Genomic DNA, 21224 nt, shown 5'->3' on the forward strand with positions numbered 1-21224 from the left:
GCTCAAACACAGCCGACGACTGGCTACCCGATACGACAAGACCGCCGACAGCTTCCTCGGCTTCGTCGTCGTCGCATCCATCCGACTGTGGATCAGACACTTTGTCCACACCACCTAGACTAGGCGCCGCTGGACAGTCTCGCCTTCACGGATTCGGCGAACAGACGCCCGCCGTCCGGAGCCTGGGCCAGATAGAAGTCGGGTTCGACCAGTTCCGCCTCCATCAGGACCCACCCCGCAGGGGACTCGACCATGTCGATGCGGGCGTACAGCAGGGGCTCTTCGATCGCGGCCAGCACTCGCTCGGCCAGGGCGACGGCCCCGGCGGGCGGCTCGGAGACATATACATAGCTGCCGCCGTACTGCACCTGGACACGGAAATCACCCGCTGTGGCGCGCTTCATGACCGCATGGCTGAACCGTCCGCCGAAGAACAGCAGGGACAGCTCCCCGTTGGCCACCAGTTCGGGCAGGAAGGGCTGGATCATCGCCGCTGCGTCGGGGGCGTCGGTCAGGGTCTCGCCGCGGGAGACCTTCACCGTCTTCCATGCCCCGCCGGAGACGGTCGGTTTCACGACGAGGGTGTCGGTTCCGAACCGGCCGAAGGCGGCGTCAACCTCGGCTTGCGTGACTTGATCGCTCCAGGCCGTGGGCGGGATCGGGATCCCTGCGGTCTCCAGCCGACGCAGATAGGATTTGTCGGAGTTCCATCCCAGCACCGAGGCAGGATTGGCGATCCGCACCCCGGCCTTGCCCCACAGGGTCGTCGCCGCCAGCCAGTCGGCGTGCCGCTCATAGTAGCCCCAGGTCAGGACGCCGAGCACCAGCGGATAGCCGGTCAGGTCCGAGGCGTCCTCGACATGGTCGGTCCAAGCGGTCGGGACAGCGCTCACATCGGCCATCGCCAGGGCGGTCGACAGCCGCTCCAGCACGACGGGCCAGTGGCTCTTGTAGGCCGGGTCGTCGGCGGCGGGCGTCAGGATGGCGATTTGGGTCAGGGCGCGGTCTCCAGCGAGGAACAATCGCCGCCCAGGGCCTGCGATCCTTGCGCTGCCCGATAGCCCAATTCGCGGTTGCCCGAAGTGGAAATCAGATAGGTCAGGGTGCGGCCTGCCTCGGCGCCCGCCTCGACGACCCAGGCCTCGATCGGACCGTCGGGGGTGCGAACCGTCTCCGATCCGACGACCCGCACGGAGAAGGTCCCGAACCCCTTGTCGTACTGCCAGTAGGGCAGGGAGAACGTCGCGCCCTCGGCCAGCGGCAGGGCGGCGAAGGTCTGGCCGAACAGATTGCCCTCCCAGACCGGCCTGGTCAGGGGGACGTCGATCGGGGTGGAGACCCCGCCATCGATCCTCACGCCTGTGATCCGGTCGGGCCCATAGGCCAGGCGCACATGGACCTGACCCTGGCGGGTGTTGATCAGGGAGATCGGCCGCAGGCTCGCGGCCTCCAGCAGAAACTCGTCTCGCATGTCGAAAGCGCCGCCATTGACCGACTGATGCACGACCACCCGCAGCACGGGATCGCCTTCGACGGTGTCGCGCTCGATCGTCTGCCAAGTCACGCCAATAGGCCGCGAGTCGCCGTCGCGGATCATGCTCAGGGTGAAGCATTTTCGCTCCTCGCTGATCCGCCCGCCATCCGGGACGACCATCGGCGCGGCGATCTGAAGGGCGAGGGCGGCGAGCAGGCTGAGCATGGCGATCTCCCGGAATGCGGCAGCGATCTTGCGAACCGCCCGTCGGGCGGCAAGTGAAGCTTCGGTAATCCGCCTCTGGCGCGTGACGATCCGGCCCGCTATGGGGCGCGCCATGACCCAGAACACCGCCACCTATGATGTCTGCGCCGTCGGCAACGCCATCGTCGACGTCCTGTCGCCGTGCGACGACGCCTTCCTGACCGCCCAGTCCCTGACACCCGGCTCGATGCAGCTGGTCGACGAGAGCCAGAGCGCGGCCCTGTACGCCGCCATGGCGGCGGGCGTGGAGGCCTCGGGCGGCTCGGCGGGCAATACGGTCGCGGGCATCGGTTCGTTCGGCGGCCGTGCGGCCTATGTCGGCAAGGTCGCGCCGGACACCCTGGGCGGCGTCTTCAGCCACGACATCCGCGCCTCGGGCGTCCACTTCGACACCCCCGTTCTGGACGGCGGCGCCGGCACCGGCCGCTGCCTGATCAACGTCACCCCGGACGGCCAGCGCACCATGTGCACCTTCCTGGGCGCGGCGAACCAGCTCGCGGTCGAGGACATTGATGCCGAGCTGATCGGGTCCAGCGCCATCGTCTATCTGGAAGGCTATCTGTTCGACCCGGCCCCGGCCCGCGCCGCCTTCGAGGCCGCCGCCGCCGCCGCCCACAAGGCAGGCCGCAAGGTCGCCATCACCCTGTCGGACACTTTCGTCGTCGCCCGCTGGCGCGCCGAACTGCTGGCCTTCATCGAGACCTCGGCCGACATCGTCCTGGCCAACGAAGGCGAACTGGCGGCCCTGTTCGAGACGGATGACTTCGACGCCGCCGCCGCGAAACTGGCCTCGATGGTCGAGATCGCCGCCGTCACCCGCGGCGAGCACGGCTCGGTGATCCTCTCGGGCGACGAGCGGGTCTCGATCGCCGCCTATCCGGTGGCCAGGGTCCAGGACACCACGGGCGCCGGCGACCAGTACGCCGCCGGCTTCCTGCTGGGCGTCGCGCGCGGCCTGACGTTGGAACAGTCGGGCCAGCTCGGCTCGCTGGCCGCCTCGGAGGTGATCGCCCACTGGGGTCCGCGTCCGATGGTCAAGCTGGCCGATCTGGCCGCCGAGAACGGCCTGACGCTGACCGTCTAGTTCGCTGAGGGTTCCGCATCAAAGGCCTTGCGCCAGGCGCGCAGGCCTTCGTCGTCGACCAGATTCGCGACCGGAACGGTGGCGTCGATCGACAGCCCTGACGCGACGTAGCGACCATAGGTCACGAACCACTCACCCTCGCGGCCCGACAGGGCGTCGAGGAAGGGGATGGGTCCGCAACTGGTGAAGGTGGTGTGGCGGATGGTGATCCGCCCGGCCGGCAGATCGCCCTTTAGCGCCAGCGACGGGACGAGCATGGCGCTGAACCCGTTGCCCCCGGCCAGTTCGATGCGCTCGAAGGCGCTGGCCTCGGACAGGAAGATCACGTCGGACCGGGCCCAAAGCTCGGCCTGACGATTTCTGACACGCTCTGCAGCGGCGTCCGGAGAGGCGTCAGCCAGTGGCGAACAGGCCAGAGCCGGCGCGGCAACTGCGGTCAAGGCGACGGCGAAAACCCATATGGCGAGGCGGTTTGCGGTCATCGAGATCCTCCACCTTCGGGCTAGCGTTTCAATGTGACGTAAATCGCGCCGTCGCCGCCGTGGCGCCGGTGGGCCATGGCGAAGCCGGAGACGATTCCGCGCAGGGCGTGACCCTGGAGCCATTCGTGGATCGAGGCGCGGATGACGCCGCCGCCCCCTCCTTGCGAAAGACGGCGTCCCTGACCCGTGACGACGAGTACGGCGCGGAGGCCGCGCGCCCGGGACTGGGTGAGGAAGGCGCGCAGCTGGTCCTCGGCCTCGAACCGGCCAAAGCCGTGCAGGTCGATGGAGGCCTCGATCGGATCGCGCTCGCGCGACAGCCGGCGCTGGCGGCGGGGTTCCAGCTCCTCGGGCACGGACCGGGGCGCAGTCGTGGGCGCAGGCGTGGGCTTCGGGGCCGGAGCGGCGCCCCGGATTTTCGTTGACGTCTTCGGCTTGCCCAGATCGGGCAAGCGGGGCGCGGCCTTGATCGTCTCGGGCTTTAGCGGCTCGTCGGGCAGGATGGCGCCCGGCGTCACGCGTGCGGCCTTTCGGGTCTTCGGAGGCGTGACGGAGCCGGAGACCCGGGCCCAGATGCGGCGGTCCTCGGTCGTCAGGTCGGGAGGCGGTCGCCGCGCCACGGGATCAGGCGTCTTCGCCGTCGGCGTCCGGCTCCGGCGGACCGGGCTCAAAGACCAGCAGGTCGCCCGGCTGGCAGTCCAGTTCGCGGCACAGGGCGTAGAGGGTCGAGAACCGGACGGCCCGCGCCTTGCCGGTCTTCAGGATAGACAGATTGGCCAGGGTCACCCCCACGCGATCCGCCAGCTCGGTCAGCGACATGCGCCGCTCGACCAGGATTTTGTCCAGTTGAACTCGTATCGCCATTCTAGTGGCCCTTCGGGGCGCTACCGCTCGCCCCCCGGTCCGATCTTCGATCGGCCGGAGGACAGGCTAAGCGGTCGCTCGCTGCTTGAGCGCGCCGGCCGGCTCTGGCGGTCATATGGTCAACTCGGATTCCCGGCGCAGACGCGCGCCTTCCTTGAACACCTCGGCCAGGACGAAGACGACCAGGACCGAGAACACCGGGGTCAAGAGCTCGCCGACGCCCTGCGAATCCATCACGCCGGGCGCCAGGCGGGCGGCGACGAGCCCCTGGATCAACCAGACGCCGCCGGTGACGATGGCGAGGATCAGGCCGATCTGGCGCAGGCGGCGCACGTTCTCGGGGCGGAACGGATCCCCCACGGTCAGGGTGCGGAAGATCATCCGCAGATTTCTCAGAATCAGCAGGAACCCGCCGAAATAGGCGGTCAGGGCCCCCACGCCGAACAGTAGCAGGGGCCGGGTCAGCGGCTGCTGGCGGCCGCCGGATTCGTTGGAGACGGTGATGTTCAGATTGGCCAGTGGAATGAAGATCGAGGCCAGGAAGACCAGGAGCAGCACCGCGGTGATGACCATCAGAAGCACATAGGCCACGTCCAGCGCGATCTTCAGCAGGCTGGAAACAGAGCTGGGGCCCAGGGTCTTGAACGGCGCGCGGATGCCTCTGGGCATCTTCGGCAGGCGCAGCTCAGGCCGTGTGAGGGGCATCGACAGCTCGGAAAGGACACTGGACCGGAAATCTTGGCCGCGAGGACCGCGTGGGGTTCGGGAACACCCCTACGCGGTCTTATACATCGCGATCTTCTTCAACGGCGAAGCCTTCTTTTGTGTTGCTATCGCTCGGCTCGTGGAGCCTCGCTGCTTGAGCAACGAACGGGGGGTCTCTTCTCTTCGACGGTCGCTCAAGCAATGAGCCACCGCTTAGCCTGTCCTCCGGCCGATCGAAGATCGGACCGGGGAGCGAACGTTAGCGACCCAAGTTAGAAAGACTGCACCAGGATGGCGACCAGGGCGGTCGGCAGGGCGGCGAGCAGGGCGGCATTGATCAGCACCGCGCCGACCTTGTCCATCATCAGCGAGGCGTTCATCGTGTTCATCGTTCTATCCTTCGATCCTGAGGCGGGTCATTAATGCCCGCTTCTGTGCGCCACGGGGTTCGGATTTGCCCTTTTGGGTCTTTCCGGGGAACGTTGTGGCCGCCGTTCTTGAGATCATAGATAGGCCGTGCGTACCGATCAGTCACGTTACATATCGTTTAACGATATTAAACTTAGGCAATGAAATGTTTCAAGAGCGTGATCACGTATGAAGTTGAAGCTTATCAAAGGGATGCGGCTCGTGGCCGCCACTCACAACGCCGGAAAGGCGCGGGAAATCGACGCGCTTCTGGACGGACATTACACGGTGGTTACCGCCGGGGAGTTGAATCTGCCCGAACCAGCAGAAACCGAGACCACTTTTGTCGGCAACGCCATGCTGAAGGCGCGTCATGCCGCCCAGTTTTCGGGCGAAGTCAGCCTGGCCGACGATTCCGGCCTGTCGGTCGCGGCTCTGGACGGCGCCCCCGGCATCTTTTCGGCCCGCTGGGGCGGGCCGGAGCGGGACTTCGCCTCCGCCATGCGAAAGATCGAGACGCGGCTGGAGGAGCTGAGCGCGACGGATCGGTCCGCCTGGTTCACCTCGGCTCTGGCGGTGGCCTGGCCCGACGGCCCCTGTGTGGTGGTCGAGGGGCGGGTCGACGGGGTCGTCACCTTCCCGCCACGCGGCGAGCACGGCTTCGGCTACGATCCTCTGTTCATTCCGGATGGCCATGACCTGACCTTCGGCGAGATGATGCCGGAGCTGAAGGACAGCCTCAGCCACCGCACCCGCGCCTTCGAGATGCTGAAGGCGGCCCTGATTGACTGAGCCTCGCCCCGGCGCCGCCGCGCCGAAATCGGGGAATGGGGCCATCGCCGTCTACGTCCACTGGCCCTACTGCGCCCGTATCTGCCCCTATTGCGACTTCAACGTCGTACGTGACCGGGGCTGGCGCGAGGAACAGGCTGTGCTGGTCGAGGCCATCCTGTGCGATCTGGAGGCCCAGGCGGCGATGTTGGGACCGCGCCCGCTGGCCTCGATCTTCTTTGGAGGCGGCACCCCGTCGCTGATGCAGGTGGAGGACGTGGCGCGGGTTATCGAGCGAGCGCGGACGCTGTTCCCCGGCGGCGGGGTGGAGATCACGCTCGAGGCCAACCCCACCGACGCCGAAGCCGCCCATTTCGCCGCGCTGAGACAGGCGGGGGTTAATCGCCTGTCGCTGGGGGTCCAGTCGCTGGACGACGCGGCCCTGAAATTCCTCGGCCGCAACCACTCCGCCGACGAGGCGCGCCGGGCCATCGCCGTCGCCGCCGGCGTCTTCGGCCGGCTGTCGATCGACCTCATCTACGCCCTTCCGGGCCAGACGGTCGCCGCCTGGAACGCCGCCATGGCCGAGGCGCTGGCCATGGGGTTCGAGCACGTCTCCCCCTACCAATTGACCATCGCCGAGGGCACCGCCTTCGCCCGCGCGACCGAGCGGGGCTCGCTCGTGCCGCCCGACGAGGACACAGCCGCTGACCTCTACGAAGCCACCCAGACGGTCCTCGGGGTCGCCGGGTTCGAAGCCTATGAAGTGTCCAACCACGCCCGGGATGCCGCGGCCCGCTCCGCCCACAACCTGCATGTATGGCGCGGCGGCGACTACGTCGGCGTCGGCCCCGGCGCCCACGGGCGGCTGACGCTGCAAGGCATCCGCACCGCCACGGTCGCCCACCGCCGCATCGCCACCTATGTCGAGGGCGTCGCCGCCGGAACGCCCTGGTCCGACCAGGACGTGCTGGACCCCCGCGCCGCCGCCGAGGAGCGTCTGTTGCTGGGGCTGCGCGCCGTCGAGGGGGTCGCCCTGGCCGATCTGGCGGCGCTGGGACTGTCGCCTGCGGCCGATCCGGTCGCGGACCTGATCACCGACGGCTTCCTCGCGTCCGCCGACGGCCGCATCGCCGCGACCGCTCGGGGCCGCCCCGTCCTCGACGCTGTGCTGAAGGCGCTGCTCACCTGACCTTCGCTCAGGCTGCGGATTGTGGCACGGTCGGGCGATGAGCGAGCCTACCCCCTTTCCCCCGACCGCGCCGCCGCCCCGGCCCGTGTCGCCAGGGCTCTATCTGGTCGCCACCCCGATCGGGAACCTCAGGGACATGACGCTGAGGGCGCTTGACGTTCTCGCCGCCGCGGATCTGGTCCTGGCCGAGGACACCCGCGTCACCGGTAAATTGCTCGGCGCCTACGGGCTGAAGGCGAAGCTTGAACGCTGCGACGACCACGCCTCAGCCCATGCCGCCGAACTGGCCATCGAGCGGGTGCGCAACGGTCAGGTTGTGGCCCTGGTTTCCGACGCGGGCACGCCGGTGATCTCGGACCCCGGCTTCGTCGTCGCCCGCGCCTTCATCGCCGCCGGCCTGCCGGTTCATCCGATCCCCGGCGCCTCCAGCCTGCTGGCCGCCCTGTGCATCGCCGGCCAGCCGTCCGACCGGTTCCTGTTCGCCGGCTTCCTGCCGCCCAAGTCCGCCGCGCGGAAGACGGCGCTCGCCGAGGTCAAGGCGGCGCGCCAGACCCTGGTCTTCTTCGAGAGCGGCCCGCGTCTGGCCGCCAGCCTCGCCGACATGGCCGAGGTGCTGGGTCCGCGCCCCGCCGCAGTCACCCGCGAACTGACCAAACTCTATGAGGAGGCCGTGCGCGGCACCCTTGCCGAGCTCGCCGTCGACCCGCGCTGCGACAGCCCCAAGGGCGAGATCGTCATCGTCATCGGCCCCGGTGAGGTCAAGACCGCCAGCGCCGCCGATGCGGACGCGGCCCTGACCGAAGCCCTCGCGCGCCTGGCCCCCGGAGAGGCGGCGTCCGAGGTGTCCCGCGCCCTCGACCTCCCAAGAAAGGCCCTCTACCGCCGGGCGCTGGAGCTTCAGGGCAAGGGATGAGGCCGTCGAAGGTCCGCGCCGCGCTTCCCGCCAGGCCGAAGGCGGCATGGCGTCAGGCCCTGGGCGGGCAGGCATTTCGCGAGGGTCACGGCGCCGAATGGCTGGCCGCCGCCTTCCTGATGCTGAAGGGCTATCAGGTGCTGGGTTTCCGTCTGAAGACCAAAGGCGTGGAGATCGACATTCTCGCCCGACAGGGGAAGACCGCCGTTGTGGTCGAGGTTAAACGCCGCGCCACGATCGAGGCCGCCCTGAACGCCGTGGATCCCCGACAGCTAGAGCGACTGCGTGCCGCCGGCGCCGCACTTTTGCGCCAAAGGCCCAGCTTGGCCGGTCTTGCGTTGCGGATCGATACCGTAGCGCTGGCGCCAGGACGAGTTCCGCGCCATCGTCGCAATCTATAGTTCCACCGGGGGGTGGGAACGGGTCGTCGGGGGACGGGGCTGTGACGCGCGAAGAGGCGGAAGTCGCACTGGAAGAGGCCGGTCGGGCCGACGACGACGCGTTCCCGCTGCTGGACGCGGCGATCGCCTGCGCCCTGCATGACTATCCGTTCCGAGACTCCTCGCCGGCCCGCGTCCTCGCAGACGCCGCCGCCGAACGGCTGGCCGAGCGCATCGGCGGCGAGAGCCCCGACGACGCTCTTGCCGAGACCATGGCCTCAGATCTGAGGTTGAACGGCGACCTGCTGCGCTATGCCGATCCGGCCAATACCGATGTGCTTGACGTCGCGGAGCGGAGGCGGGGGCTGTCGGCGGCGCTGGCCGTCTTCTACCTCGACGCCGCCCGCCGCGCGGGCGTGAAGGCCCAGGGCGTCGACTTTCCCAACCATTTCCTGCTGCGGGTCGAGACCCCCTCCGGTCCTGTCGCGCTGGATCCGTTCAGCCAGGGCCGCGTCGTCATGCCGTCGGAGCTGACCCGCCGCGCCCTGCGCGCCGGCCTGACGCCGCACGTCGCCGACCGTCTGGACGTGCTGATGGCCCCGGTCAGCGACCGTGAGTGCCTGATCCGGCTGCAGAACGTCCTGTTTAGCCGCGCCATCAAGGTGGGGGACTATCTCTGCGCCGAACGGTCGGCCGTCCGCCGCGCCCTCCTGGATCCCGAGGATTACCGGCCGTGGCTGGATGTCGCGGCGGCGCGCGAGAAACAGGGCGCCCTGACCGGAGCCCTCGAAGCCCTGCGTCGCGCCCGCGCCGTGGCGGGGCAGGACGATGAGATGCATCAGATGGCCGCCGACCGGCTGCGGATGCGGCTAAACTGACGCTTCTGCTTGGAACCGTCGCGCTTCGTACTACTTGAAAGCTAGGCGCGAACGCGCTCAAGCAGCGAGGCGCCCCAACCTTCAAAGAGGGGCCGAGCGATAGCGCACCAAGGAAGTCCCTCTCCATGCTCAAAGTCGCCATCCAGATGGACCCGATCGAGGCGGTCAACATCGCCTCGGACACGACCTTCTTCCTGGCCATGGAGGCGCAGCAGCGCGGTCATCCGCTTTGGGTCTATGACTTCCGCACCCTGGCGCTGGAGGACGGCGCCCTGTTCTGTCGCGCGCGTCCAGCGGTGATCCGTCAGGTACATGGCGACCATGTCACCCTCGGCGACGAGGTGAAGCTCGATCTCGGCAAGGACGTCGACGTCATCCTCATGCGCCAGGATCCGCCCTTCGACATGGCCTATGTCACGGCCACCTATCTGCTGGAGACGGTCCATCCGCGCACCCTGGTGGTCAATGACCCTGCCGAGGTCCGGTCCGCGCCGGAGAAGCTGTTCGCCACCCGGTTCGAGGGTGTCCAGCCGCCGACCCTGATCTCGTCAGATCCCGTCGCCCTGGTCGATTTCCACGAGCGTCACGGCGATGTGGTGCTGAAGCCCCTGCATGGCGCGGCGGGCTCGGGCGTCGTTCGCCTCAAGGCCGAGGATCCGAACCTGGAGGCCCTGATCGAAATCCATATGGCCGGATCGCGCGATCCGCTGGTGATCCAGAAATTCATCCCCGCCGTGTCCAGGGGCGACAAGCGCATCATCCTGATCGACGGCGAGCCGGTCGGCGCCATCAACCGCGTCCCGGCCGAGGGTCAGGTGCGGTCCAACCTGCGCGTCGGCGGCACGGCGGCGCCGGTCGAGCTGACGGCTCGCGACCTGGAGATCTGCGCCATCATCGGCCCGGAACTGAAGGCGCGCGGCCTGCTGTTCGTCGGCATCGACGTGATCGGCGACTACCTGACCGAGATCAACGTTACCTCGCCGACGGGCGCCGTGCAGCTTAAGGCATTCACCGGCATCGACGCCGCCGCAATCCTGTGGGACGTGATCGAGGCGAAACACGTTCCGAGCGCATAACGGCGCTCTTGCAATCTGAACAGGTTCATGGTTCGTTCTCCTCGCGCTCAAGCAGCGCGACGCGCGCTAGCGCGGCAAGGAGAGCATCATGCTGGCCAGTATCGCGACGGTGGCGTTCGAGGGGGTCGAGGCGCGGCGCGTCGCCGTCGAGGTGCAGTTGGTCGGCAACGACGGCCCGACCATCTTCTCAATCGTCGGTCTGCCGGACAAGGCGGTGGCCGAAAGCCGGGAGCGGGTGCGCGGCGCCTTCGCAGGCATCGGCCTGGCCCTTCCGGCCAAGCGGATCATCGCCAACCTGGCCCCCGCCGACCTACCCAAGGAGGGCAGCCATTTCGACCTGCCGATAGCGCTTGCTCTGCTGGCCGCCCTGGGGGTGATCCAGCCGGACGCGCTGGACGGCTGGGCGGCGCTGGGCGAACTGGGGCTGGACGGCCGCATCCAGCCGGTGGGCGGAACCCTGCCCGCCGCTGTCGCGGTCGCCTCCATGGGGCTTGGCCTGATCTGTCCGGAGGCGAATGGGCCCGAGGCCGCTTGGGCCGGCGACGTCCGAATCCTCGCGCCGCGGTCGCTGATCGGCCTGATCAATCACTTCAAGGGTACGACCGTGTTGCGCGCGCCGGAGCCGGGGCCGGTGAAGATCGGCGCGAGCGCCGCCGACCTGCGCGACGTCAAGGGACAGGAGAGCGCCAAGCGGGCGCTGGAAGTGGCCGCTGCCGGGGGGCACAACATCCTGTTCGTGGGCCCGCCGGGCTCGGGCAAGTCGATGATGGCCCAGCGTTTGCCCGGCCTGCTGCCGCCGCTGACGCCGCAGGAACTGCTGGAGACCTCCATGGTCTGGTCGGTCGCCGGACTGATCGAGCGGGGCACCCTGACCGGCGGGGGCTTGCGCGCCAAGCCGGGCGAGGCGTCCCTGGCGCACAACGGCGTCCTGTTCCTGGACGAACTGCCCGAATATTCCGCCATTATGGAGCAAACGCACCTAGAGCTTAGCCGTAACGGCTTCGCCGGTCGTTAATCATGGCCTCGACGCGGGCGCGTCTTTCTCTCGTTAACGCGGCCAGTTCGGACGACCGTATGAGGGGTTGGATGGAACCACCCTCATACTCAGCGGCTGCAAAATGTGCCTCACGATCTCGGTATGCGACCCAAGCTTCTTGAGCGGCGTGGAGGTTCAGGTCTTCGCCTATCAGTCCCTCTAACTCGGTAACTGCTTTGGCGAGCGAGGCGTCCTCGACGTCGAATTCGGCATAAGCGCGCCGATTCATCTCGCCTTGCGTCCAGTAAGTGTTGGGCTTCGATCCTACAGAATCCTTCGTGTCGGCTTCCCTGACCTTAGACCTGATCCGGGCGGCAAAGGCATCCAGATCGCCGAAGGATACGTTGGCGGCGGTCATTTTGGCTTGGAGATCGGTCAAGGCCGAATAGAGGGCCGCCTCCTCGTGCTTAGAGGCTTTGGTGAAGAACCTTTTGGACAAGAACCCTAAGGTCGTGATCGCGGCACCCGCGACCAGCAGGCCCAATGTTTGAACTAACTCTGCCATCGGTTAGGGGCTGCTCGTGCTTTGGCCGACCTGAGAAACTAGCTCGTTCATCGTATAGTGAACAAACTGCTTTCCAAGCTCGGTGAGTTCGTAGGATTCTTGACTGTCGAAGGCGGACTTTACGGTGTTGGATGTCCGATTTCCGGCGGAAGCACGAGCCTTCTTAACATAGTCCCCATAGGGGGTCGTGTCTCGGTGCTGGCGGATCACGCTGCCCGTGCTGAGGTCGCGGACCAGTAGCTTAAATAGATCAGCCTCAGCCGAATCTTCTCTCACTCGCGATCCGCCGACCTCTCGCCAAATGTCTGCGCGTGTGGCACCCGCATTTTGATGTAGCACCCTGATTACGGCGAAGTGTGACTCGTGATATGTGTCGATCCAAGCAATGAAGAGGCGCACAAGATCATCTGGGCATAGCTTGGTGCCGCCGGCATTCTCCAAAAGCTTCCGTATGAACTCACGCTTTTCTTCGGTCTCAGCTTGATCCCACGACCGGAAACCCTGCCTTACGAGCGAAAGGTATTCCTCGGACTGGATGCGCTCCTGAAGGTCTTCCCCAAAGCTATCCAAGCGACCTAGAACAGACGCGAGTGTAATGCCCAAGCGCTTGAGTTTGGCTTCATGCTCTTTGAGCCAAAGCCTTTGCAGTTCGCCAAGCTGCTCATTCTCGATCTCGGCGCTGTATGTCCCAGCCGCCCCAAGGAAACTGCCGACCCAAGGGATGCCGCTTAAAGCAGCTAAGAGGACGCGAGAGTATTTTCCGCTCTGTCGCCCATCCAATTTCAAAGTCAGTGCGCGGCGCTGACTTTCTAGCTGTTCCTCATCCTCAATAGGTGCAGGCGGCTGATGGACGATCAGGGTTGGTGGCTCGGTCAACGGCTATTCGTCTTCCTCTTTCTGTAGGGCGGCAGGCGGGAAGGTGCCATTTTGGCTGCCCTTCTGGTCGAACCACATGGTCCAGATCATAGGTGTCCCGTATTGCTCTGCCACGGTTGTGACTGTCATCACGGGACCACCCGATTTCAGGCGGGCAACATCGCCTACAACCAACTCGTCGCCCATTCGGAACTCCTCACTTAATTGCGCCCGTGAATTACGGACGCTTTCCTTTCTTCTCATCCTGACCAAGGACAGAGGCCGCTAGCTTACGCGCTTCCGTAGCGGTCGGTTTCTTGCCGGCAAGAACCTTGCCTGCGAGCGACGCCATCTGGTCGCCAGTTTGCTTTTTCGCCATGGCTGATCTCCTGCTGACCCTGACAGCGTAAGCGATTCGGCGTTTGCTCGCGAATCGTCGTTCTCAGATCGTGCGGTAGGGTTCTATTAGCCTTCTCAAGTTGCTGAGCCTTAATGAGCGTTTGCTATCAGCAGATATGGCCAGACAGCATGCAGCGACCCAACTCGAAGACAAATACGCCCGGCTGATGGGCGATCTGAACGTCATAGATTTTGAGGTTGAGCCCATCACCGGCATCACGGCGATCATCGACAAGCAGATCGAGATACAGAACCGTAAGCGAAAGATGCTGGCCAAGGCGATGGCGTTGACCACCGCGATCCGCGCTTTCGAGCCGGATTGGAACCCCGAAAAGGTCAAGGCGATCCGAACCACGCCCCGCGTGCGTAAGCACGGGGAGGGTGCCAAGGCTGCCTACAGGGTGCTCAAAGCGGCCGACCGCCCGCTGACGACGTGGGAGATCGGGAAGGGGATCGCGACCGAGTTAGGGCTGACCGCCCCAGATCATCGTGAGAAAAGCCGGTTGGCAAACATCGCCAATGGAGCCTGCCAGCGATCCCTCAAACGCGGTCTAGTAGAGCGCCACGAAGGCGAGCCGATCCGTTGGTCGGTCAGGCGCCGGCCAAGTGCCGCTGCCAGTAGCCCGCCCACGCCCTAGACACGGGCAACGTGGCGGCAGCCATCAGGACTTGTGAAAACTGGCGACCGTTATCCACCCGGCGGAAGTCTTCACGCCAGCCCATCTCCTCGGCATACGCCAAGAGATACCGACCCCAGATGCGATGGTGGACCCCGCGCTCCGCGCGTCGAACTCGCGAGTTGTAGCTCTCGGCCCAGTTCGTGTGGACCCCGCCGGGCTCCGCATATCTGACGCTGTGGTTGATTGTCTTGTGCTCATCGAAATACAGGTGAAGAGCGGTCCAAGCGGAGCCTTCGTCCGTGCGAATCTTCGCCGAGGGATCGACATGCCGAAGGATCGCCTCGAACGCTTGGGTCTCTTGGCGGACGACGACGGACACCGTTCGCCCACCGGGGCGCCGTTCTCGCATCGTCACGACAGATAGACGTTTTGGGTTCTTGGTCCGGCCGTCCTTCCGTTCGGCCTTGATGTTCGCCTGCTTATAGTGGCCACCAACCCAAACGCCGTCGATCTCGACAATCCCAGTCAGCGGCCGGCTCACCCGCATCGACGACATCGCCTCTCGTAGTTTGTGCAGCAAGACGAAGGCCGTCTTGTAGGAACAATCCAGTTCGCGGCCCAGACGCAGGGCGCTGACGCCGCTGGCACCGTTCACGAACAGGGCGATGGCGGTGAGGATGTCACGGAACGACAGCTTCCGGGAGGCGAAGATGGTCCCCGACGTGATCGTAAATTGGCGTTCGCAGACTTTGCATTTGAACAGGGGTCGCGTCTTGAATTCCAGCACAGCATCGCTGCGGCAGTGGGGGCAGGTTGGCCTACCACCGCTCTCGGCGAACCGAACTGCACGAAACGTCGCGCGGGCCTCATCGTCCGACATTCGGGCGATCTTTACGAGGCTTAGCGTGCGCGCCTTTGCAGAAAGGAGAAAATGCTGCGACAATCGAAAACAGTGCGAACGCATCGAATGTGATGCGAGCGCACCAAATACGATGCGAGCACCATTGTCAATGCGTTCGCACCATATTTGATGCTAACGCCCTAAGGATGACACATGGCCGACGAACCTCTGACGCAGTGGATGGTGGGAATCATCCGAGCCAGAATGGCGGAGCATGGCCTGAGCTATGCCGATCTTGAGGAACGGCTCCGGGCAATCGGTGTGGACGACAACGAACGCAACCTCCGTAACAAGGTGATGCGCGGGACGTTCAGCGCGGCGTTTTGGATTCAGTGTCTTGTGGCACTCGGGGTCAGGTCGATCGAACTTCACCCCGACCGGCTAGGCCTATCCGATCAACCCGCCTTCGGCGGGGCATATGCCAACACCGGTGAGGCACTGACTGAAATCTTCAAAGTCATCGGGTCCGGTGACGAGGAACCGTCCACGACTTCCTGAGCCATCGACACCCGCGACGATCCTACAGAGGGCGACTCATGAGATCGTCTGGCTATGAAACGCTACCTATTTGAGTCGTGTGCCTACACCGGCGAAGCCGCGGTTGAACGTCTGAGCCACCGGATCAGCGACGAGTGGCTGGCGGCCGAAGTGGCGCGCGATCCTAACCTCGATCGGATCGTCGATCTGCCGATCGAGTTCGTCAGAGATGGCGTGACTTACGACCAGCCAGCAGCGGGCTGACCTTTGCCTCGCCCTTAGGCACAGCCGTCAGAAACTCACCCACTGCCACATCGAGAACGGTCGCCAGCCGGTCGAGTAGATCGACGCTGGCGTTGCCGAGCTCTCGTTCAAGCTCGCTGACATAGGCGCGATTGACACCGGCGTCGGCGGCCAGCCGTTCTTGTGAGACCCCACGCGCGGTTCTCAATCGCCTCAGATTCCATGCGACCAGCGCGCGCCCGTTCATGGGCGCCAAGCGACAGATTCAACCCCCGTTAAACCACGGGCTATAGCCTCCAGATTAAATCTGGGAGGCGAGGATGGCGGGCGGTGGTTCAGCGGGTGCGGGCTGCGGTGGGATCATCATGCTGGCGGTGGTTGCTCTCGGCGTTTAGTGGCTTTACGTCGCGGCGATTGAACCCATGATGTTCCCCGTTCAGGCGGCCCAGCGTGCAGAGGCGATCGCAGCGTCAAACGCAGCGGAGGTGGCGAAGAAAGTGGCCCACGAACAGCGAATGGCCAGATACCGGGCGTCGCTTGTCGAAGACGAGAGAGCGAAGGTTGCCGCTGCCAAGCAGCGTGAAGTCGATGCGGAGGCCGAACGACAACACGCCGCAGCGAACGCGGCGGCATCAGAGCGGGCGACGACGGCCGCCTTGGAACGCTACGCCGACTGCACCGTCCGCAACCGGACGCCCAACGGTTGCTACGAGGACTGGCGTCCAACGCCCGAAGCGCAGGCGATGGTTGACGTGATGCGCTGAACTGGATGGATGCTGTGTTTCTTGCGTTAGGTCTGCGAGTAGGGGATAACGATCCCCGGTCATCGCGTTGGTCAGCGGGCCGTCCGCACTTGCCTCTTGACATAGGCAGCGGCATCCATAGGATACACCGCATCTAAGCGCTCCTTTTGTGTTCCCTGATGGAACCTATGCATAGGCATTTGGGAACCGAGCGACTGATACGAATGGTTGGATAAATGCGGAGTGATCCGCTGCCCTGGCCAAACGCAGCGGCGAAAGTTGAGAACTTAGAAAAGGTTAAGATAAGGGCCATTCCTTCGGGAGTGGCCCTTTTTCTTATGCGATTTGATCGCTGGGGAACATATTCATGTGGAGCGCAGATTTAGGCGGGCTTGTCGCTTGATCGTGGCAGTTATAAAAAGAGCCTTTGACCAGTTGATTTTTCTTGGCCTCGCTCACGTTGAAGTGTCTGATAGCATCATAACTAACCCCAAACCTGAAGTTGCTGTTCAAAAGGCAATAGTAGCCATGAGGCGGAACGCTTGTCTCTGGTCGGGCGTGCTCCTCATGACCATATTGGTAGTATCTATCGTTCTCGTCTATATAATAGACGTCGTTATAAGTGGAAGATTTTTTGGGTGATTGCGTCGCCCTCAATCCCTTAATGCATCGATCGACTGTATCGACAATATCGGTAGGCATTGGATTTGCGTGAAAAGAATTTCTCATCCTAGAGAGATCGCCAGCCAAAAAGTTTCTCATGGGTAGAAGCATTGGTTGACGAGACTTCATGTCTTCAAAACGTTTAATCACGGCGCTATAAACGCGGAGCGCGCGAGATAAAACAGCGCTAAGATAATTGTGAGGGTTCAGGCGCGCTTTTCTTGATTCAAAAAACCAAGTGAACGCAGCATCTCTATTTTGAGAGACGAAACCTTCAAGGCCAGCCTCAACCATCAACATGACGCCATCATGGCCTAAGGAAGAAGATACGAGAAACTTCGTGAGGTCTTCTGGAAGGTCGGCTTGGCTTTTAATAAAGCTAAAAACGGTAAATGATGCAGGAGGGGTTACCGTCAATTTCGAATTTGCATCTTGAGGAAGAATTCGTTCTTTTTCTAAGCCCACCAGCTGACCAAACTCTCTGTCCGTAGTGACAAAAACCATGCAAATCCTCATTTCGGATTGGCAATTCTCTTTATAACGGACGCTGGTATGTTCCAGTTCTCTAAAGCGTCATCATCCATCGCTGAGATTACATCAACGAATGCGAGAATCGCTTTTTGACCTGCTGCGTCAGCCGTTCCTTCGATCACCTTGATATGGTCGTCCGGGAATCTGTAAGCTACGCCGGCCGGAACAACTCCTACCTTGGCCCTGTGGAGGCTATGGCTAACGATATTCAGCCTACTTTTCGTGTCTTCCGACAAGAAGTCTTTCAGCTTTATGGGGCCGAGTATTTCCTTGTAACTAACCCCGATCTTGGTTAAATCTGGAGCTATATAGCTGAGAAGATACGGCTCCTTGCTTTCTCCCCAAAACTTTACTGCTTTCTCGACAACGTAATCTGCAAGTCTGTCACGATCCCACGGCTTGCTATCGGGCTCATTTTTGGATTCTGTGTCAGCCATCCGCCACTTCCTATGTGGCGGCCACATCGCGGAGCCGCCTGATATCCTCGGCTATCGCACAGCTTTGAATAGAAGTTCAATCGGAGCCTCGAAGGCTCTCTAAGCCCACCTGTTGGCGCTCAAGACAGGCTTCTCGAAGCGGCAAAGCCATACATGATGATGGGCGCGGTGGTTGCTGCGCGTAGATTTCATTGGGGACAGCGCGAGCGCTTAGGCGCTGGCGCGGAGCACGTCACTCGCGACAAGACGAATGATCTGATGTCCAACTTAGCTCTTGGGGTCGAGCACGGTGCTGAACGCGTCGATTCACTTACGCAGCCCACCGCGCCGTTAGGAGGATCGCCCGCATCACGGCCGGTCGATCCGGTGCGGTAGCGATCACCCGGCCATCACACAGCCCCATGTAGCCATCCCCGTCACGGACGTGGGCAATCTGGTAGAGGCGCTTGCCACGCCAGAAGCGGATCGGCTCGGGACGACGACGGGCGCTCATCGGTTCAACTCCCACAGCTTGTATAGGCCGCTACTGGGGGCATTCCGAATGTGGCCGTCGGCCTTGAGCTTAGTCAGGCAAGCGCCGATGCGCCGACGCATGATGACGACGGTGTTGTCGTCCGCCTTGAGCTTCCGCTCCTTGATCTGCTGGTGGACGATGTCGAGCGCCGTCAGCGGCCGAGCCGACTCCTTCAACATGCGGAAAACCAGCCGCACCACCTCGCCCTTCTTGGCTCGATGCTTGGTGGGGTAGCGGACCAGCCTCGTGGTGTCGGCCTTCTTGTCAAAAAGCCGGATGGCCGCATCGACGTGGTCGAGATCGCAGATCACCTTGCGCTCGTCGGCCCGCAACCGCTTCAACAGCAGAGCGAGTTCGGTTCGCTTCTCGATCAGCCCAGCGATCGTTCTCGGGCGGTCATAGCCTTCGTGTTCCATGCCCAAGAACGTAGCAAGAACAGCCAGTTAGTCACCCCGCCGCTAGGTGTGTTTGCTCCATAATGGCGGAATATTCGGCCCAGGCGCTCGACAGTCTGCGGGCACCGCTGGAAACGGGCGAGATCGTGGTGGCGCGGGCCAACGCCCATGTGCGCTATCCGGCGCGGTTTCAGCTTGTCGCGGCCATGAACCCCTGCCGCTGCGGCATGGGCGGGGCGGGCAAGGGGGCGTGCGGCAAGGCCCCGCGCTGCCAGCGCGACTACCAGAACCGCATCTCCGGCCCGATGTTCGACCGCATCGACCTGACGGTGGAGACCCCGCCCGTGACCGCCGCCGACATGGCCCTGCCGAGCCCGGCCGAGGGCACGGCCGAGGCCGCCGCCCGCGTCGCCGTCGCCCGCGCCATGCAGGAAGAGCGGGTGAGCGAGGCTGGCCTCGACCCGCTTCAGGCGCTCAACGCCCGTTCGTCCGGCGATGTACTGGAACGGTTCGCCACGCCGGACGAGGCGGGGCGGGCTCTGCTGATGCGGGCCGGGGAGGCCGGGGGACTGACGGCGCGCGGCTGGACCCGGACCCTGCGTCTGGCCCGCACCATCGCCGACCTGAAGGGGTCGACCGGGGTGTTGCGCCGCCACATCGCCGCGGCCCTGATCTATCGCCGCACCACCGTCGGCGCCCAGGACCAGTTCGAACGGCAGCAGGACGTCCGGGCCAGTCTCCCGGCCTGGTAGCCTTCAGCACGCAGTTGAAGCGGCCTTAACGCCTGATCCTGCATGATCCTCCCGAAACGGAGAGCGGCATGACGCGACGGAAGACGGAGCAGGCGGGCGAAACCGGGCAGGCGATCCGCGCGGGCGGCGCCGATCCCTTCCTCCGGCTCATGAGCCACGAGATGCGCACGCCCCTGAACGGCGTCATCGGCATGATCGGCCTCCTGACCCGCACCCGGCTGGACGGGGCGCAGCGCGCCTATGCCGAGGCCGCGCGCGATTCCGCCGAACACCTGCTCGGCCTCGTCAACGACCTGCTCGACTACGCCCGGCTCGAGGCCGGGAAACTGGAATTCGATCCCGCGCCCGTCGAGCTGGAGGGTCTGGTGCGCGGCGTCGCCGAACTGCTCAGCCCCCGCGCCCACGACAAGGGGCTTGAGATTGTCTGGTCGGTCTCGCCCGACGCCCCCGATGTCCTCGCCGACCAGGGCCGTCTGCGTCAGGTCCTCTTCAATCTCGCGGGCAATGCGGTGAAGTTCACCGACGCCGGCGGCGTCCATATCTCGGTTGAACGCGCCGGGGGTTCCGACCATAGGCCGCGGCTGGCCTTCATCATCGACGACACCGGCCCCGGCGTGCCGGTCGAGGCCCGTGCCCGCATCTTCGAGGAGTTCGGCCACGTCGATGCCTCCGACGCCACCCGCCACGGCGGGGCCGGTCTGGGTCTCGCGGTGGTGCAGAAACTGGCCACGGCCATGGGCGGGGTGGTGCGGGTCCAGGATGCGCCGGGCGGCAAGACCGCTGACGGCTCCCGCTTCGTGTTCGAGGCCGCCTTCGCCGTCGCTCCGGGCGCCACACCCCGCGCCCGGCCCCTGACCGATCGGGCGGTCGCCGTCCGCACCCCCGACACTTTCGTCCGCGCCGCCGCAGAGGCCCAGATCACCGCGTCGGGCGGCTCGGTCTGGCCCGCCGGCGATCTGGCGCCCGTCACCCTCGTCGACCACGCCGAAGCTGCCGTATCGGGCCTGTCGCTGGCAGCCTTGCCCGAGGGCGGACGCGGCGTGATTCTGCTGAAGCCGTCGGAACGCGAGTTGATCGCCCGCTACAGGTCGGTCGGTTTCCACGGCTATCTGATCAAACCCCTGCGCCGGGCTTCGCTGGTCGAACGGGTGCTGGCCGCCGCCACGGCTGGAGAAACCGTCGGCGTCCCGCGCGGCCTGCCACCCGAGGACGACCGGGTTGTTCCCATCCGTTTCGCCGGCACCCGCATCCTGCTGGTCGAGGACAATCCGGTCGGCGCTCTCCTCGCCCGCACCCTTCTGCGCCGCGAGGGTTGCGTGGTCGAAACCGCCGCAACGGGGGACGAGGCCCTCGCCGCCATGAAACGGGCCCGCTACGATCTCGTCTTCATGGACATGCGCATGCCCGGCATGGACGGCCCGGCCGCGACCCGGGCCATCCGAGCCGGCGGCGACCGCACCCCTATCGTCGCCCTGACCGCAAACGCCTTCGCCGAAGACCGTCAGGCCTGCCTCGCGGCGGGCATGAATGACCACCTCGTCAAGCCGCTGGAGATGGAGGCCCTGCGCGCTGCCCTGGCCCGCTGGACGAGCGGCGACATCCGCGCCAAGGTCGGCGTCGCATAGGGCGAACCGGCGATCAGATCGGAGACCCTTCGAGACA

The 21224-nt window shown here is 64.7% G+C and carries 28 protein-coding genes and 3 pseudogenes; 15 read left to right on the top strand and 16 right to left on the bottom strand.

The annotated features are described in order from the left end of the window. Positions 1-118 (top strand): annotated as a pseudogene (locus ACP7AU_RS12190) (IS5/IS1182 family transposase); the annotation flags it as partial. Between the two features lies 1 nt (position 119). Here ACP7AU_RS12190 and ACP7AU_RS12195 read toward each other — a convergent pair. Together ACP7AU_RS12195 and ACP7AU_RS12200 are read right to left on the bottom strand one after the other, a co-directional pair. Next, entirely contained in the window at positions 120-1022 is a 903-nt protein-coding gene (locus ACP7AU_RS12195; RefSeq protein ID WP_426051558.1) for an ATP-grasp domain-containing protein, read from the bottom strand. Next, positions 995-1699 carry a hypothetical protein gene (locus ACP7AU_RS12200; protein WP_426051559.1) on the bottom strand — a complete coding sequence of 235 codons (705 nt, stop codon included), beginning with the start codon at positions 1697-1699 and terminating at the stop codon, positions 995-997. The genes ACP7AU_RS12195 and ACP7AU_RS12200 overlap by 28 nt, the downstream gene beginning before the upstream one ends. Before the next feature lie 112 nt (positions 1700-1811). Between ACP7AU_RS12200 and ACP7AU_RS12205 the strand changes: the two genes are divergently transcribed. Beyond that, positions 1812-2822 (top strand): adenosine kinase, encoded by a 1011-nt coding sequence (locus ACP7AU_RS12205; protein ID WP_426051560.1) that lies wholly within the window; start codon positions 1812-1814, stop codon positions 2820-2822. Here the strand turns inward: ACP7AU_RS12205 and ACP7AU_RS12210 are convergent. The 4 genes from ACP7AU_RS12210 to ACP7AU_RS12225 form a co-directional block, all read right to left on the bottom strand. After that, positions 2819-3304, bottom strand: coding sequence for a hypothetical protein (locus ACP7AU_RS12210; RefSeq protein WP_426039429.1), 486 nt, complete (start codon positions 3302-3304; stop codon positions 2819-2821). The genes ACP7AU_RS12205 and ACP7AU_RS12210 overlap by 4 nt on opposite strands. Positions 3305-3324: 20 nt before the next feature. Beyond that, a complete protein-coding gene (locus ACP7AU_RS12215; protein ID WP_426039428.1) occupies positions 3325-3924 on the bottom strand; it encodes a Smr/MutS family protein in 600 nt (199 codons plus the stop codon). Between the two features lie 4 nt (positions 3925-3928). Further along, complete coding sequence (locus tag ACP7AU_RS12220; RefSeq protein WP_303696232.1) at positions 3929-4168, bottom strand: helix-turn-helix domain-containing protein; 240 nt, start codon at positions 4166-4168, stop codon at positions 3929-3931. Positions 4169-4279: 111 nt separating this feature from the next. Beyond that, positions 4280-4873, bottom strand: a complete 594-nt coding sequence (locus ACP7AU_RS12225; RefSeq protein WP_426051561.1) for a DUF2975 domain-containing protein — start codon at positions 4871-4873, stop codon at positions 4280-4282. 597 nt (positions 4874-5470) lie between these two features. On the opposite strand from ACP7AU_RS12225, the gene rdgB reads away from it, so the two are divergent. From rdgB to ACP7AU_RS12260, 7 genes and pseudogenes are all read left to right on the top strand, one after another. Then, complete coding sequence (gene rdgB / locus ACP7AU_RS12230) at positions 5471-6073, top strand: RdgB/HAM1 family non-canonical purine NTP pyrophosphatase (RefSeq protein WP_426051562.1); 603 nt, start codon at positions 5471-5473, stop codon at positions 6071-6073. After that, a complete protein-coding gene (hemW, locus tag ACP7AU_RS12235) occupies positions 6066-7244 on the top strand; it encodes a radical SAM family heme chaperone HemW (protein ID WP_426051563.1) in 1179 nt (392 codons plus the stop codon). Before rdgB ends, hemW begins: the two co-directional genes overlap by 8 nt. A 37-nt stretch (positions 7245-7281) precedes the next feature. After that, positions 7282-8157: a 16S rRNA (cytidine(1402)-2'-O)-methyltransferase gene (gene rsmI / locus ACP7AU_RS12240; protein WP_426039424.1), complete on the top strand. Its 876-nt coding sequence runs from the start codon at positions 7282-7284 to the stop codon at positions 8155-8157. Then, positions 8154-8558, top strand: a complete 405-nt coding sequence (locus ACP7AU_RS12245) for a YraN family protein (protein ID WP_426039423.1) — start codon at positions 8154-8156, stop codon at positions 8556-8558. Before rsmI ends, ACP7AU_RS12245 begins: the two co-directional genes overlap by 4 nt. Positions 8559-8599: 41 nt before the next feature. Next, positions 8600-9415 carry a SirB1 family protein gene (locus tag ACP7AU_RS12250; RefSeq protein ID WP_426039422.1) on the top strand — a complete coding sequence of 272 codons (816 nt, stop codon included), beginning with the start codon at positions 8600-8602 and terminating at the stop codon, positions 9413-9415. Between the two features lie 125 nt (positions 9416-9540). Further along, positions 9541-10491, top strand: a complete 951-nt coding sequence (gshB, locus tag ACP7AU_RS12255; protein ID WP_426051564.1) for a glutathione synthase — start codon at positions 9541-9543, stop codon at positions 10489-10491. Positions 10492-10579: 88 nt separating this feature from the next. Then, a pseudogene (locus tag ACP7AU_RS12260) lies at positions 10580-11449 on the top strand (ATP-binding protein); the annotation flags it as partial. A gap of 28 nt (positions 11450-11477) precedes the next feature. Here the strand turns inward: ACP7AU_RS12260 and ACP7AU_RS12265 are convergent. From ACP7AU_RS12265 to ACP7AU_RS12280, 4 genes are read right to left on the bottom strand one after another with little or no spacing between them, the layout of a single operon-like run. Then, positions 11478-12032 carry a lysozyme inhibitor LprI family protein gene (locus ACP7AU_RS12265; RefSeq protein ID WP_426051565.1) on the bottom strand — a complete coding sequence of 185 codons (555 nt, stop codon included), beginning with the start codon at positions 12030-12032 and terminating at the stop codon, positions 11478-11480. Between the two features lie 3 nt (positions 12033-12035). Beyond that, the gene (locus ACP7AU_RS12270) at positions 12036-12908 is read right to left on the bottom strand and encodes a hypothetical protein (RefSeq protein ID WP_426051566.1); all 873 of its coding nucleotides are present in this window, start codon (positions 12906-12908) and stop codon (positions 12036-12038) included. 3 nt (positions 12909-12911) lie between these two features. Further along, complete coding sequence (locus ACP7AU_RS12275) at positions 12912-13094, bottom strand: YodC family protein (RefSeq protein WP_426051567.1); 183 nt, start codon at positions 13092-13094, stop codon at positions 12912-12914. A 31-nt stretch (positions 13095-13125) separates the two neighbouring features. Next, entirely contained in the window at positions 13126-13266 is a 141-nt protein-coding gene (locus ACP7AU_RS12280) for a hypothetical protein (protein WP_426051568.1), read from the bottom strand. 100 nt (positions 13267-13366) lie between these two features. Here ACP7AU_RS12280 and ACP7AU_RS12285 point away from each other — a divergent pair, with 100 nt between their 5' ends. Then, positions 13367-13924, top strand: a complete 558-nt coding sequence (locus ACP7AU_RS12285; RefSeq protein WP_426051569.1) for a hypothetical protein — start codon at positions 13367-13369, stop codon at positions 13922-13924. Here ACP7AU_RS12285 and ACP7AU_RS12290 read toward each other — a convergent pair. Beyond that, complete coding sequence (locus ACP7AU_RS12290; protein ID WP_426051603.1) at positions 13878-14849, bottom strand: IS1595 family transposase; 972 nt, start codon at positions 14847-14849, stop codon at positions 13878-13880. The two genes, ACP7AU_RS12285 and ACP7AU_RS12290, sit on opposite strands and share 47 nt — an antisense overlap. 111 nt (positions 14850-14960) lie before the next feature. On the opposite strand from ACP7AU_RS12290, the gene ACP7AU_RS12295 reads away from it, so the two are divergent. Beyond that, on the top strand, positions 14961-15305 hold the full coding sequence (locus tag ACP7AU_RS12295; RefSeq protein ID WP_426051570.1) for a DUF6471 domain-containing protein: 345 nt from the start codon (positions 14961-14963) through the stop codon (positions 15303-15305). Between the two features lie 54 nt (positions 15306-15359). After that, positions 15360-15548, top strand: a complete 189-nt coding sequence (locus tag ACP7AU_RS12300) for a hypothetical protein (protein ID WP_426051571.1) — start codon at positions 15360-15362, stop codon at positions 15546-15548. On the opposite strand, the gene ACP7AU_RS12305 is transcribed toward ACP7AU_RS12300, so the two are convergent. Further along, positions 15508-15774, bottom strand: coding sequence for a helix-turn-helix domain-containing protein (locus tag ACP7AU_RS12305; protein ID WP_426051604.1), 267 nt, complete (start codon positions 15772-15774; stop codon positions 15508-15510). The genes ACP7AU_RS12300 and ACP7AU_RS12305 overlap by 41 nt on opposite strands. A 175-nt stretch (positions 15775-15949) precedes the next feature. Between ACP7AU_RS12305 and ACP7AU_RS12310 the strand changes: the two genes are divergently transcribed. Beyond that, positions 15950-16291 (top strand): hypothetical protein, encoded by a 342-nt coding sequence (locus ACP7AU_RS12310; protein ID WP_426051572.1) that lies wholly within the window; start codon positions 15950-15952, stop codon positions 16289-16291. Between the two features lie 315 nt (positions 16292-16606). Here the strand turns inward: ACP7AU_RS12310 and ACP7AU_RS12315 are convergent, their stop codons facing one another. The 4 genes from ACP7AU_RS12315 to ACP7AU_RS12330 all read right to left on the bottom strand — a co-directional run bounded on the left by ACP7AU_RS12315 (position 16607) and on the right by ACP7AU_RS12330 (position 18831). Continuing rightward, on the bottom strand, positions 16607-17437 hold the full coding sequence (locus ACP7AU_RS12315) for a hypothetical protein (protein WP_426051573.1): 831 nt from the start codon (positions 17435-17437) through the stop codon (positions 16607-16609). An 8-nt stretch (positions 17438-17445) separates the two neighbouring features. Next, complete coding sequence (locus ACP7AU_RS12320) at positions 17446-17901, bottom strand: hypothetical protein (protein ID WP_426051574.1); 456 nt, start codon at positions 17899-17901, stop codon at positions 17446-17448. A gap of 310 nt (positions 17902-18211) precedes the next feature. Beyond that, entirely contained in the window at positions 18212-18394 is a 183-nt protein-coding gene (locus ACP7AU_RS12325) for a hypothetical protein (RefSeq protein ID WP_426051575.1), read from the bottom strand. Next, positions 18391-18831 (bottom strand): hypothetical protein, encoded by a 441-nt coding sequence (locus tag ACP7AU_RS12330; protein WP_426051576.1) that lies wholly within the window; start codon positions 18829-18831, stop codon positions 18391-18393. The genes ACP7AU_RS12325 and ACP7AU_RS12330 overlap by 4 nt, the downstream gene beginning before the upstream one ends. Before the next feature lie 62 nt (positions 18832-18893). Between ACP7AU_RS12330 and ACP7AU_RS12335 the strand changes: the two are divergent. Continuing rightward, positions 18894-19562: pseudogene (locus ACP7AU_RS12335) on the top strand (ATP-binding protein); the annotation flags it as partial. 68 nt (positions 19563-19630) lie between these two features. Continuing rightward, the gene (locus ACP7AU_RS12340) at positions 19631-21187 is read left to right on the top strand and encodes a response regulator (protein WP_426039419.1); all 1557 of its coding nucleotides are present in this window, start codon (positions 19631-19633) and stop codon (positions 21185-21187) included. The last annotated feature ends 37 nt before the right edge of the window (positions 21188-21224 follow it).

Origin of the sequence: Brevundimonas sp. SL161 (genome assembly GCF_049896985.1) — a bacterium.
GTDB lineage: Bacteria > Pseudomonadota > Alphaproteobacteria > Caulobacterales > Caulobacteraceae > Brevundimonas.

Coding starts and splice junctions, on each gene's coding strand:
- ACP7AU_RS12320 (WP_426051574.1), bottom strand. CDS start 17,901: ATGGCTGACACAGAATCCAAAAATGAGCCCGATAGCAAGCCGTGGGAT.
- ACP7AU_RS12205 (WP_426051560.1), top strand. CDS start 1,812: ATGACCCAGAACACCGCCACCTATGATGTCTGCGCCGTCGGCAACGCC.
- gshB (WP_426051564.1), top strand. CDS start 9,541: ATGCTCAAAGTCGCCATCCAGATGGACCCGATCGAGGCGGTCAACATC.
- ACP7AU_RS12275 (WP_426051567.1), bottom strand. CDS start 13,094: ATGGGCGACGAGTTGGTTGTAGGCGATGTTGCCCGCCTGAAATCGGGT.
- ACP7AU_RS12305 (WP_426051604.1), bottom strand. CDS start 15,774: ATGAACGGGCGCGCGCTGGTCGCATGGAATCTGAGGCGATTGAGAACC.
- ACP7AU_RS12340 (WP_426039419.1), top strand. CDS start 19,631: ATGACGCGACGGAAGACGGAGCAGGCGGGCGAAACCGGGCAGGCGATC.
- ACP7AU_RS12210 (WP_426039429.1), bottom strand. CDS start 3,304: ATGACCGCAAACCGCCTCGCCATATGGGTTTTCGCCGTCGCCTTGACC.
- ACP7AU_RS12315 (WP_426051573.1), bottom strand. CDS start 17,437: ATGGTTTTTGTCACTACGGACAGAGAGTTTGGTCAGCTGGTGGGCTTA.
- rdgB (WP_426051562.1), top strand. CDS start 5,471: ATGAAGTTGAAGCTTATCAAAGGGATGCGGCTCGTGGCCGCCACTCAC.
- ACP7AU_RS12325 (WP_426051575.1), bottom strand. CDS start 18,394: ATGAGCGCCCGTCGTCGTCCCGAGCCGATCCGCTTCTGGCGTGGCAAG.
- ACP7AU_RS12330 (WP_426051576.1), bottom strand. CDS start 18,831: ATGGAACACGAAGGCTATGACCGCCCGAGAACGATCGCTGGGCTGATC.
- ACP7AU_RS12280 (WP_426051568.1), bottom strand. CDS start 13,266: ATGGCGAAAAAGCAAACTGGCGACCAGATGGCGTCGCTCGCAGGCAAG.
- ACP7AU_RS12225 (WP_426051561.1), bottom strand. CDS start 4,873: ATGCCCCTCACACGGCCTGAGCTGCGCCTGCCGAAGATGCCCAGAGGC.
- ACP7AU_RS12295 (WP_426051570.1), top strand. CDS start 14,961: ATGGCCGACGAACCTCTGACGCAGTGGATGGTGGGAATCATCCGAGCC.
- ACP7AU_RS12200 (WP_426051559.1), bottom strand. CDS start 1,699: ATGCTCAGCCTGCTCGCCGCCCTCGCCCTTCAGATCGCCGCGCCGATG.
- ACP7AU_RS12220 (WP_303696232.1), bottom strand. CDS start 4,168: ATGGCGATACGAGTTCAACTGGACAAAATCCTGGTCGAGCGGCGCATG.
- ACP7AU_RS12310 (WP_426051572.1), top strand. CDS start 15,950: ATGATGTTCCCCGTTCAGGCGGCCCAGCGTGCAGAGGCGATCGCAGCG.
- ACP7AU_RS12300 (WP_426051571.1), top strand. CDS start 15,360: ATGAAACGCTACCTATTTGAGTCGTGTGCCTACACCGGCGAAGCCGCG.
- ACP7AU_RS12245 (WP_426039423.1), top strand. CDS start 8,154: ATGAGGCCGTCGAAGGTCCGCGCCGCGCTTCCCGCCAGGCCGAAGGCG.
- rsmI (WP_426039424.1), top strand. CDS start 7,282: ATGAGCGAGCCTACCCCCTTTCCCCCGACCGCGCCGCCGCCCCGGCCC.
- ACP7AU_RS12265 (WP_426051565.1), bottom strand. CDS start 12,032: ATGGCAGAGTTAGTTCAAACATTGGGCCTGCTGGTCGCGGGTGCCGCG.